At 66.3% G+C, this 9,752-nt stretch carries 9 protein-coding genes and 1 tRNA gene; 6 read left to right on the plus strand and 4 right to left on the minus strand.

Annotated features, from left to right (window positions below):
* Position 1: 1 nt before the first annotated feature.
* Positions 2–241 carry a hypothetical protein gene (locus ACYVI5_RS07905; protein WP_460533300.1) on the minus strand — a complete coding sequence of 80 codons (240 nt, stop codon included), beginning with the start codon at positions 239–241 and terminating at the stop codon, positions 2–4.
* Positions 242–396: 155 nt separating this feature from the next.
* On the opposite strand from ACYVI5_RS07905, the gene ACYVI5_RS07910 reads away from it, so the two are divergent.
* Together ACYVI5_RS07910 and ACYVI5_RS07915 are read left to right on the plus strand one after the other, a co-directional pair.
* Positions 397–939, plus strand: a complete 543-nt coding sequence (locus ACYVI5_RS07910) for an amino-acid N-acetyltransferase (RefSeq protein ID WP_460533297.1) — start codon at positions 397–399, stop codon at positions 937–939.
* Between the two features lie 132 nt (positions 940–1,071).
* Positions 1,072–1,767: a hypothetical protein gene (locus ACYVI5_RS07915; protein WP_460579727.1), complete on the plus strand. Its 696-nt coding sequence runs from the start codon at positions 1,072–1,074 to the stop codon at positions 1,765–1,767.
* 46 nt (positions 1,768–1,813) lie between these two features.
* On the opposite strand, the gene radA is transcribed toward ACYVI5_RS07915, so the two are convergent.
* Positions 1,814–3,166, minus strand: a complete 1,353-nt coding sequence (gene radA, locus ACYVI5_RS07920) for a DNA repair protein RadA (RefSeq protein ID WP_460579728.1) — start codon at positions 3,164–3,166, stop codon at positions 1,814–1,816.
* Positions 3,167–3,326: 160 nt separating this feature from the next.
* On the opposite strand from radA, the gene ACYVI5_RS07925 reads away from it, so the two are divergent.
* Positions 3,327–4,253 (plus strand): alpha/beta fold hydrolase, encoded by a 927-nt coding sequence (locus tag ACYVI5_RS07925; RefSeq protein WP_460579729.1) that lies wholly within the window; start codon positions 3,327–3,329, stop codon positions 4,251–4,253.
* Here the strand turns inward: ACYVI5_RS07925 and ACYVI5_RS07930 are convergent.
* Positions 4,222–5,010, minus strand: a complete 789-nt coding sequence (locus ACYVI5_RS07930) for an SGNH/GDSL hydrolase family protein (protein WP_460579730.1) — start codon at positions 5,008–5,010, stop codon at positions 4,222–4,224. The two genes, ACYVI5_RS07925 and ACYVI5_RS07930, sit on opposite strands and share 32 nt — an antisense overlap.
* A 172-nt stretch (positions 5,011–5,182) precedes the next feature.
* Between ACYVI5_RS07930 and ACYVI5_RS07935 the strand changes: the two genes are divergently transcribed.
* A tRNA-Ser gene (locus ACYVI5_RS07935) sits at positions 5,183–5,272 on the plus strand.
* A 62-nt stretch (positions 5,273–5,334) separates the two neighbouring features.
* On the opposite strand, the gene ACYVI5_RS07940 is transcribed toward ACYVI5_RS07935, so the two are convergent.
* On the minus strand, positions 5,335–5,610 hold the full coding sequence (locus tag ACYVI5_RS07940; RefSeq protein ID WP_460579731.1) for a site-specific integrase: 276 nt from the start codon (positions 5,608–5,610) through the stop codon (positions 5,335–5,337).
* Between the two features lie 466 nt (positions 5,611–6,076).
* Between ACYVI5_RS07940 and ACYVI5_RS07945 the strand changes: the two genes are divergently transcribed.
* Both ACYVI5_RS07945 and ACYVI5_RS07950 read left to right on the plus strand, forming a co-directional pair.
* A complete protein-coding gene (locus tag ACYVI5_RS07945; RefSeq protein ID WP_460579732.1) occupies positions 6,077–7,552 on the plus strand; it encodes an InlB B-repeat-containing protein in 1,476 nt (491 codons plus the stop codon).
* 755 nt (positions 7,553–8,307) lie between these two features.
* Positions 8,308–9,003: a nuclease-related domain-containing protein gene (locus ACYVI5_RS07950; RefSeq protein WP_460579733.1), complete on the plus strand. Its 696-nt coding sequence runs from the start codon at positions 8,308–8,310 to the stop codon at positions 9,001–9,003.
* Positions 9,004–9,752: the final 749 nt, after the last annotated feature.

A 9,752-nucleotide genomic window follows, 5' to 3' on the forward strand; every position in this document is an offset into this window, starting at 1 on the left:
ATCAGCCGGCAGCGTCGTCGAGCTTCTTCTCGACCGAGCCGAGGGCATCCGAGATCTTGTCGCCGGCGAGGTTCGCCGCCGAGCCGACCACATCGCCGACGCTGTTCGCGACGTTCTGCACGGCAGGGGAGTTGGCGATCCTCCGCGCGTTCTCGCGCAGCCGTTCGTATCCTTTGCGGCCCGCTCGCGCGCCGAGGATGTAGCCGACGACCACGCCGGTGGCGAAGATGATGATCTTCATCGCTGTCCCTTCGAGTTCTTGCGCGCTTGGGGCGCGTGCGTTCTCTCAGCATCCTGCTGCCGGCCGTCGCTGTCATCCCCCTTGCGCTCCTCCCCGATGCGGCGGCGGATGACTGCGCCAGGTTCCGCTCGGCAACACCGCCTATTCTGAAAAGCGTGGCAGACCTCCTCACCGAGCCGATCTCGACGACCGAGTTGCGCGGGTTCCGCGTGCGCCGCGCCCGCACAGGGGATGTGCCACGCATGCAGCAGCTCGTGCAGCCGCTGGTCGAGCGACGCATCCTGCTCGGCAAGGAGCGTGTCGCGCTGTACGAGGCGCTGCAGGAGTTCCGGGTCGCCGAAGATCTCGACGGTGAGTTGATCGGGTGCGGTGCCCTGCACGTGCTGTGGGAAGACCTGGGCGAAGTGCGCACCCTCGCGGTCGCCGACGAATGGCGCGGCCGGGGCGTCGGACACGCGATGCTGGAGCGTCTCGAGTACGACGCGACCGGGCTGGGTCTGAGCAGGCTGTTCTGCCTGACGTTCGAGGTGCGGTTCTTCTCGCGTCACGGGTTCGAAGACATGGGTCACGAGACCGTCGATCCGGATGTCTACAACGAGCTCCTGCGCAGCCGGGACGAGGGCGTCGCCGAGTTCCTGGATCTGGCGCGAGTGAAGCCGAACACGCTCGGCAACACCCGCATGATCAAACATCTCTAGTTGGGCGTGGTGCGCTGAGCCACCTGACCCTCAACGAAAGTGGCGCCCGATACCACGCTGGCGTCCGCGAATTGCCCGTTTCACCCGGCGAGTTGCCTCAGGTGCCGCATGGGTGCCGCTTAGCCTGATGGCATGTCGAGCCTGAAGCATCCGGTCGGCCCGCAGTCGAGCAGGGTGTACTGGCGACGCCGGCTGGTGGTGGGGCTGGCGTTGCTGGCGATCGTGGTGGTGATCCTGCTGATCGTGTTCGCGCCTCGTGGCAAGTCGGATGCCACGGCTCCCGTGGCGACCCACACGGCGACGACCTCGACGCCGAAGGCCACCACGACGCCGAAGGCCACTACGAATCCGAAGGCCACCTCGAATCCGAAGGCCACCACGAATCCGGCGACCGTCCCGACGACGAAGGCGACGGCGAGCGGCAAGGCGTGCGCGGCATCCGCGATCGACGTCGAAGCGATCACTGATGCCAACAGCTACGGGCCGGGGGTTCAGCCGCAGCTCTCGTTCTCGATCACGAACACCGGCACGAAGGCGTGCACGTTCGACGCCGGAACGGCGAAGCAGGTGTTCACGATCACGAGCGGCAACGAGGTGTATTGGAAGTCGACCGACTGCCAGACGAACCCGGTCGACACGGTCATCCTGCTGGAGCCCGGGAAGACTCTCACCTCGAACCCAGTCGCGTGGGATCGCACGCGTTCCGATCCGTCGACGTGCAGCGAGAAGCAGCGACAGGCGGTGCCGGCCGCTGGTGCGTCGTATCACCTGAAGGTGCAGGTGGACGGTGTTACCTCGAAGACGACGAAGCAGTTCCTGCTTAGCTGACCTGCGGGCGTCCAACCGAGCTGAGGTGGGCCAAGCACTGTGACCGTTAGAACGCGGCGTCGAGCTCCCGGTCGAAGTCGCTGAGGCCGGTCGCGAACGCGATGCGAAGCGCCGCGCCAATGCTGCCCACGTCGCCGTCGATGCGCTCCTTGAAGCCCATGCGATTGGCCTCGCCCACTCGCTGGCGTGAGCCGGAGACCGCACGGACCTCGCCTGCGAGGCTGATCTCGCCGAACGCGACCGTCGAGTGCGCGATCGCCTTGTTCCGCACCGCGGATGCCACCGCGATGGCGATCGCGAGGTCGGCCGCCGGCTCCGTGAGCCGGACGCCGCCCACCGTCGACACGTAGACATCCTTGTCGGAGACGCGGACGCCGGCCCGCTTCTCGAGCACCGCGAGCAGCATTGCCAGGCGTGCGGCATCCACTCCGCTCGTGACCCGGCGCGGGTTCGGGGCGGAGGTGTCGATCACGAGGGCCTGCACCTCCACGGGGATGGCGCGCTTGCCCTCCATCGCAACCGTCACGCAGGTGCCGGATATCGGTGTGGTCGAACGGCTGAGGAACAGACCGCTCGGGTCGGGAACCTCGACGATTCCGTCGCCGGACATCTCGAAGCATCCGACCTCGTCCGTCGGCCCGAACCGGTTCTTGAGCGCACGCACGAACCGCAGCGCCGTCTGCCGGTCGCCCTCGAACTGACACACCACGTCGACGAGGTGCTCGAGTACGCGCGGCCCAGCGACCTGACCGTCTTTGGTGACGTGGCCGACGAGCAGAATCGGCAGGTTGCGCTCCTTCGCCACGCGGATGAGCGTGCTCGCCACCTCGCGCACCTGGCTCGGCCCGCCCGCGATGCCGTCGAGCGACGGGCTCGCGACGGTCTGCACCGAGTCGACGATGACCAGCTGCGGATCGATCGCGTCGATCTGCCCGATCACGGCGGCGAGATCGGTCTCGGCCGCGAGGTAGAGGCTGGGCTGCAGCGCTCCGGTGCGCTCCGCGCGCAGCCGCACCTGACCTGCTGACTCCTCTGCCGAGACGTACAGCACGCGCGACTTCGCCGCCGCCGTGCGGGAGGCGACCTCGAGCAGCAGGGTGGACTTGCCGACGCCCGGCTCGCCCGACAGCAGGATCGCCGCGCCCGGCACGATGCCGCCCCCGAGCACGCGATCGAACTCGCCGACTCCGCTCGTCCAGTGGAAGACGGCATCCGTTCCGATGTCGGTGATCGGGACCGCAGCCCGGTCATCCGTAATGTGCGTGGGCGTGACGCGAGTGGATGCCTGCACCGCCTCCGACATGGTGTCCCACGCCTGACAATCGCCACATCGGCCCACCCACTTGGCCGTCGTCCAACCGCACACGGTGCAGCGGTACCCGCCCTGCGTTTTCGCCATGAACCCTCCGACCGTGCTGTGGGATGCCTGTTCGACCCAGATTCAGGCTAGGCGGCACCACCGACGTCGCCTGTCCCGAAGGGCGGAGTTGTGCAAGGCCAACCGCTGTGGAGAACCGCAAGGCCTGACGTATGTCGGTGGTCCTCTGCATCATGTGGGCATGACTGATCAGCTCTTCACGCTCGAAGACGGACGCCGCCTCGGCGTCAACACGCACGGCAATCCCGTCGCCGACAGAATCGTGGTGTTCTGCCACCCGGCGCCGGGGAGCGGTGTGTTCGATCCCGACCCGACGGTTTCGCAGCAGTCCGACGCACACATTGTGGCGCTCGACCGGCCGGGTTACGGCTCGTCCGACCCGTTGCCCTCCGGTGTGTGGCCGTCCGTCGCCCGTGCTGCGGACGACATCGCCCAGTTCCTCCGCGCGAGGTCCGAGATGGGCATGTCGCTCGGTGAAGGAGCGGACAAGGGCATCTCGGTCGTCGGATGGTCTGCGGGAGGCAGGGTGGCGCTCGCGCTGGCAGCGAGGCATCCGCAGCTCATCTCCCGCGTTGCAGTGATCGGCACGCCCGCTCCGAACGACGCGGTGGAGTGGATCCCCAAGCCGTTGGCCGAACAGAGCGAGGCGCTGTCGCATCTGCCCGCGGAGGAGGCGTTCGAGACGCTGACGGATGCCTTCGCACACGAGGCAGCGGCGCGTGGCTTCCAGCCCTCCGACCCGCCGCCGCTCTCGGTGCTGGGCGTGCGTGACGTCGATGACGCGGTGCTCGATCGACCGGGCGTGCGCGACCGGCTGGAGATGATGCTTCAGGATGCCGTACGACAGGGTTCGATCGGCCAGGTGACGGACCTGCTCGCGTATACGGCGCATCCGTGGGGCTTCGATCTGGCCGACGTGAAGGCGCAGACGCTGCTCGTGTACGGCAGTGAGGATGCCATCAGCCCAGAGCACGGCGACTGGTACGCGTCGCAGTTGGCGAACGTGACGCGCGACGACGTCGACGGGGTCGGACACCTCGCGATCGTGCCCGCCTGGAAGCGCGTGCTCGACTTCCTCACCGATGGGCGGCATCCGCTCGGGCGCTGAGCACTCGATCGATGCGCTCATCGACGAAAGGCGCGAATGCGGATGCCCACAACTCGTATCCGCGATCGTTCGGATGGAAGCGGTCGCCGGCGAACAGCGTCAGCGCGCCGAGGATGCCCGCCCGCTTCGTCGTCCCGTGCAGCGGCGCGACGGTGAGGTCGCGCTCGCGGCAGAGACGGTGGACGATCTCGTTCGCCGCGGCCACCCTGCGTTCGTTGCCCGGCAGATAGAAGTAGGGGAGCTCAGCGACGATGGCGTGCGGCGGCAGCGCGTCGAGCACGGTGGTCAGTGTGGCTTCGAAATTGACGGCATCCCATGAGGCGATGTCGTTAGCGCCGATCGACACCGTCGCGATGTCCGGCCGCTGCTTGGCCAGCCGAGGGAGCTGGTAGTCGACCGCCTGCGCGACCGTCGCGCCGGAGACGCTGAGGTTGCTCGTGCGCACGCTGAGACCACTGCGATGCGCGATGCGTTCGGCAAGGATGCCCACGTAGCCGCGACCCGGCTCGCTCGCCCCGATCCCTTGTGCGGCGCTGTCCCCAAGCGCGACGTACAGCAGTTCGCCCTCGGCTTTCGCGCGAGCGCGCCACCACGCGGAGTTGACGGGAAGCGTCTCGTTCAGTGCCGCGGCCGCGAGCCTGCGGCGTTTGGACAGCGACCGCACGAGCGCCGTTCCCCCGACGACTAGCGCTGCCATCCAGGATGACGCGACCAGCGCGACCTTGACGGGTGCGGGCATCCGCCGTTCGCTGCGCATCGATCCAGCGTATGCCGCTACCGCTGGGCCGAGACTACGGATGCTGCGCCGACGCTACGGTGAACGGCCATAGTGTCGCCGCCCAGATCGTAGTCCGGCCCCTTTCCTGCGAGGCTCCTACTTCGCTCACGTCAATTGGATGCCCGCGCCGCCGTCGCGTACAGTAGACGGCGGTACCGTGTCCGAGCGGCCGAAGGAGCATGTCTCGAAAACATGTGATGGTGCAAGCCATCCGTGGGTTCAAATCCCACCGGTACCGCCATCTGCGAAAGCCCCGAACTCCCAGAAAACACTGGGATGTCGGGGCTTTTGCTTTGCCGTCCACTACCGTTTCACGACAGATTTGACGACAATTGACGCGGCTCGAGCCTGACTCAAGGCCACTGCGACAGCGTCAAGCTCATCATCGAACAGGTCGGCGTATACATCGAGGGTCATCGCAGCGGACGCGTGTCCGAGCATTCGTTGCACAGCCTTTACGTTCGCTCCGGCACCGATCGCCAAGCTCGCCGCAGTGTGCCGTAGATCGTAAGGTGTGACCCTCCGCAACGTCGGATTGGCCGCCTGCGCGCGACGCACCCATACCGTCGAACCGTCCACCGCTCGATTGCGGTAGCTTCAGGTAATCGCCGTCGTCGTCGAAGACTAGAGCATCACGCGACTTTCCTTCGCACAGCTGCGGGATCGGGATGGCCAAGAAGTCGGGAAACGGCACCGATCGTGACTCGTCATCCTTCGGAGTGCCGACGATCACCGTATTGCTTACGAGCACGGCATTCTCAGCGACGGTCACGCGACGCCGCAGTGTGTCCTGGAAAACATCGACCCCTCAACCCGTCAACGCCGCGCGAACCACGACTACATGCTCAACTTCGAAGAGCCACGAAAGTGCAGATCAAGGTCGACGACCCGCTCGCGTTGTCGGTGCACGATCTCTCCTGTGCCACTTGCCGGGCCACCACGACCTGCTATCAGAGGACCGCTAGGCTGGCGATCGGGCGCTGTTGAACTGACCGTCCCGCTCCGTGACGACACGGTGCCTTCCCCAAACGAGAGTGGACCTGAGATGACGCGCAGCGCTGTCGTCCCCGAGGCCTGGACCCCCGGACGGGTTCGGTGGCTCGGTATGCTCACCGGCGTTGCGGTCGCTGCCGTCGCGCTGGTGGTGGTCGGCCCGGTCTCGGCCGCCCACGCCGACACCGCGGTCGACTCGATCACCGAACTCGCCGATGCGTTCGCGACCGAGCCCTCCGGGGCGACGATCGTCCTCGGCGCCGACGTCACGGGCGATGCGGCCAGTGAGGTCGTGAAGGTGCCCGCGGGCCACGAGCTGACCCTCGATCTTAACGGTCACCGGCTCATCCTGGTCGGCGACGATGAGAACCCCAATGGACCGGCCGGGCTCGGAGTCCCGGCGGGAACCACCCTCACGATCGTCGACTCCGCTCCCGGCGGAGCCGTCGGCACCCTCAACGCGACCGGCAGCTACGGAGACGCATCCGGTGGCGGCGGAGCCGGAATCGGCGGAGCCTACGGCGAAGCCGCGGGCACGATCGTTATCGACGGCGGTTCCATCACCGCCCTCGGTGGTTTCGACGGAGCCGGGATCGGGGGCGGGCACGAGGGCGCGGGCGGCTCTACCACGATCAACGGCGGCACCGTCACCACGACCGGCGGCGAATTCGCCGCGGGGATCGGCGGCGGCCGCGACCACGACGGCGGCACGATCATGATCAACGGCGGCACCGTGACCGCGGGAACCAGCAACGGGCAGTCCGCCGGGATCGGTGGCGGTTACTCCGGGTCCGGCGCATCGCTCTCGATCGGCGCGGCTGCAGTGGTCACCGTCGGCTCGGGACTGGAGAAGAACGCGATCGGCCCCGGCGACATCGCTTCGGACAGCACGAACTTCGGGTCGCTTTCCAATGCGGGCACCCTCGTCCTGCCGCCTTTCAACAGCATCGACATCCCGGCGGGCGTTGTGGTGACCAACTCCGGCACGATCCGCAACGGGGGCACGCTCACGGTCGCCGGCACCCTCGCGAACAACGGCATCATCCTGAACTCCCGGGTCATCCATAACCCCGAAAACGTGACAGGACACAACGTCACTGTGCTGCTCGACGGCAACGGCGGCACAGCCCCGGTCAACCCCGGGACCGTCTTTGCGGGTACCTTCCAGGACGCCCAGATCGACTTCCCGGCGGACGCGACTCGTGCGGGCTTCACCTTCGACGGATGGTTCACGCAGGCCGTGGGCGGCACCCGGGTGACCGGCACCACCGACTTGGGCCTCGGCGGTCCGAAGTCGCTCACCCTCTATGCGCAATGGAGCGGCCTTGCGCCCGCAGCTGGCCAAGGCGACGACCCGGCGCCCGTAGCTGGCCAAGGTGACGGCCCGGCGCCCGCGGTCGGCGACGTTGACGGCCCGGCGGCCCTCGCCAACACGGGATCGGACACGTTCCCGATCGGGTTCACCGGCCTGGCGCTGATCCTCATCGGGCTCGCCCTATATCTGTTCAGACGCCGCATCGCGCACTGAACGGCGGTGCGCCGACCGGGCTTGCCGGCCTGAACAAAGGTGACGCACGCCTGGCGCGTCGTGGAATTCCTCGAAACAGTGCGGCATCGCCTACTCGGGACTGTGCCCGGCCCGGTCTGGGACGGTCGCCTCGGTGCCAGGTCGGTGACGCCGCGCTTCCCTCCATCGGTGAACCGTCCTGCGCTACCGCGCGCTGTGAGAGCTGTAATTCCTGCGTCGCGAGGAACAGGACGAAACAGAATCCGGGGCACAGCTCGATGAGCTCACATCCGCCGAACGCGTCCGAGCGCTCCCACTCACGATCTGGATGGTCGACGAAGGCTGGACAGTCATGACAACGACTGATTTACCACTCGCGCCGGTGGTGCAAAAGGGTGCGGAAGCAATGAGTGGCACCCACCGTGTGATCGATGACGCGAGCGTTTCCCGGCTCGAGCGGTCGCATCACCAGCTCCCGACAACATTTGCGGGAGGGTCGACCGGGCGCTGAAATGCAACTGACGCCACTACTGGGGCCAGCATCGAGATCAACTGGCCCCGTAGGCTCCGTCCGTGACGAACGCCGTCCCTGCAGCGCCTCCCGGATGGTATGACGACGGAGGCGGGGCATCCGGTGGTGGGACGGCACTCAATGGGGACCAGAAGATCCATCTCCTGCGCCCAGTCGCGCACAAGCCCCAATCGGCGACATTCCCGCCTTGTCTGTCATGGCCGAGTGCCTACGCCTCCACGCCCAATCACCGCGACGCAGCGCCATGGCCCGACTCTTCGGGCGCAGCCCGGTCAGTGTCGCGACCCGATCTTGGTATGTCGGTGCACTAGGCGAGTTGACGGTGGCCGACCATCTCCGATCGCTCGGGCCCGAATGGGCTGTTCTCCATTCCCTGCCCGTCGGTACTAGGGGGAGCGATATCGACCACCTACTCATTGGTCCCGGCGGCGTGTTCACCCTGAACACGAAATATCACGAGGGAGCCTCGATCTGGGTCGGCGGACGACGGATTCTTGTCAATGGAAGAGGCACCGACCATCTCCGAAACTCACGTTACGAAAGCGACCGCGTCGCGCGCCTCCTTTCCGCCGGCCTGAGACGGCGCACGTCAGTGACACCCGTCCTTGTATTCGTCCACCCCAAACGGATCACGATCCGTGAACGACCGGCGGGCGTGGAGATCTGTCGCGCGTCGCACCTCGTCGCCTGGCTTCGACACCTCCCGCACGTCAACACTCGTCAAGAGGTCATCGAGATTGCAAGTGTCGCCAGAACTCCCTCGACATGGGGCCCCCAGCCCGCGCAGGATCCTTCCGTCCCACCAATGTTCGCGGCGCTGCAACGTGAGGTACGGAAGGCGAGACGGATACGCACAGCATGGGTCCTCGTCGTCGTCGCGGGAGTCATGACAATCGGACCGGCGATGATTGCGTTGCACCTCATAGATGCGACGCACTAACTAGCGGTGATCGTGGACCGGAACCCCGCGAAACATGGCTGATTCTTACACTTCCAGGCAAGAGATCTGCAGATTGCGTCACAGCCAGACGCCGCGCTTCGACGCCGAAGCCATCCGCATCGATGCCTTATAAGGTTGCTCGCGGGTCACGCCGCGAGCGGCTCCCAAAACCTTCATTGAAGGGCGAGGATGGCACCGACATTGTTCAGTGATTCGTGAGTCGAGATGCGTTGCTCTCCGACCGCTCAGCAGCTACTAACCTCGATCTTTCGTCGGTCGGGTGAACGGTCGTGGTCTGTGTCGTTGCCGGGGTTGTGTGGCTGATTCTGGCCTGAGGGTACGACAACGGCCGCATGGCGCTGCGGTGGCGGGTCTCAGGGCTCCGGTCGTGGTGGTCGGGATGGGACCGCTCAGCCGGAGGATGCGAGTAGTGTCCGGGTTCTGCTGATTCCGGCAAGGGTGATGCGAACCTCTCGCGACGGTCTCCATCCTGTCAACGAGCAACGTGCCATCCACAGGCTCAGCTGTGATGCCCGTATAAGTCCGGACAGTCTTCACCGTCAGGTGAGATGCCGTCACCGCACGCCGCGCCGGCTCATTGCTTGACCCAAGTTGCAGAAACACGACACGCAGTTGCTCGGCTTTCTGATGTATCGAAGCCACCCAATCGGTGTAGTCGGGGGACTGCTGCACGGATGGGTGACAGTTTCGGTTAGGCCGCGAGGGCCAGGGCTTGGTTCATGATGGTC

The sequence above is a fragment of the Humibacter ginsengisoli genome (genome assembly GCF_054780095.1).

Coding starts and splice junctions, on each gene's coding strand:
- ACYVI5_RS07905 (WP_460533300.1), bottom strand. CDS start 241: ATGAAGATCATCATCTTCGCCACCGGCGTGGTCGTCGGCTACATCCTC.
- radA (WP_460579728.1), bottom strand. CDS start 3,166: ATGGCGAAAACGCAGGGCGGGTACCGCTGCACCGTGTGCGGTTGGACG.
- ACYVI5_RS07950 (WP_460579733.1), top strand. CDS start 8,308: ATGGCCCGACTCTTCGGGCGCAGCCCGGTCAGTGTCGCGACCCGATCT.
- ACYVI5_RS07930 (WP_460579730.1), bottom strand. CDS start 5,010: ATGCGCAGCGAACGGCGGATGCCCGCACCCGTCAAGGTCGCGCTGGTC.
- ACYVI5_RS07925 (WP_460579729.1), top strand. CDS start 3,327: ATGACTGATCAGCTCTTCACGCTCGAAGACGGACGCCGCCTCGGCGTC.
- ACYVI5_RS07915 (WP_460579727.1), top strand. CDS start 1,072: ATGTCGAGCCTGAAGCATCCGGTCGGCCCGCAGTCGAGCAGGGTGTAC.
- ACYVI5_RS07945 (WP_460579732.1), top strand. CDS start 6,077: ATGACGCGCAGCGCTGTCGTCCCCGAGGCCTGGACCCCCGGACGGGTT.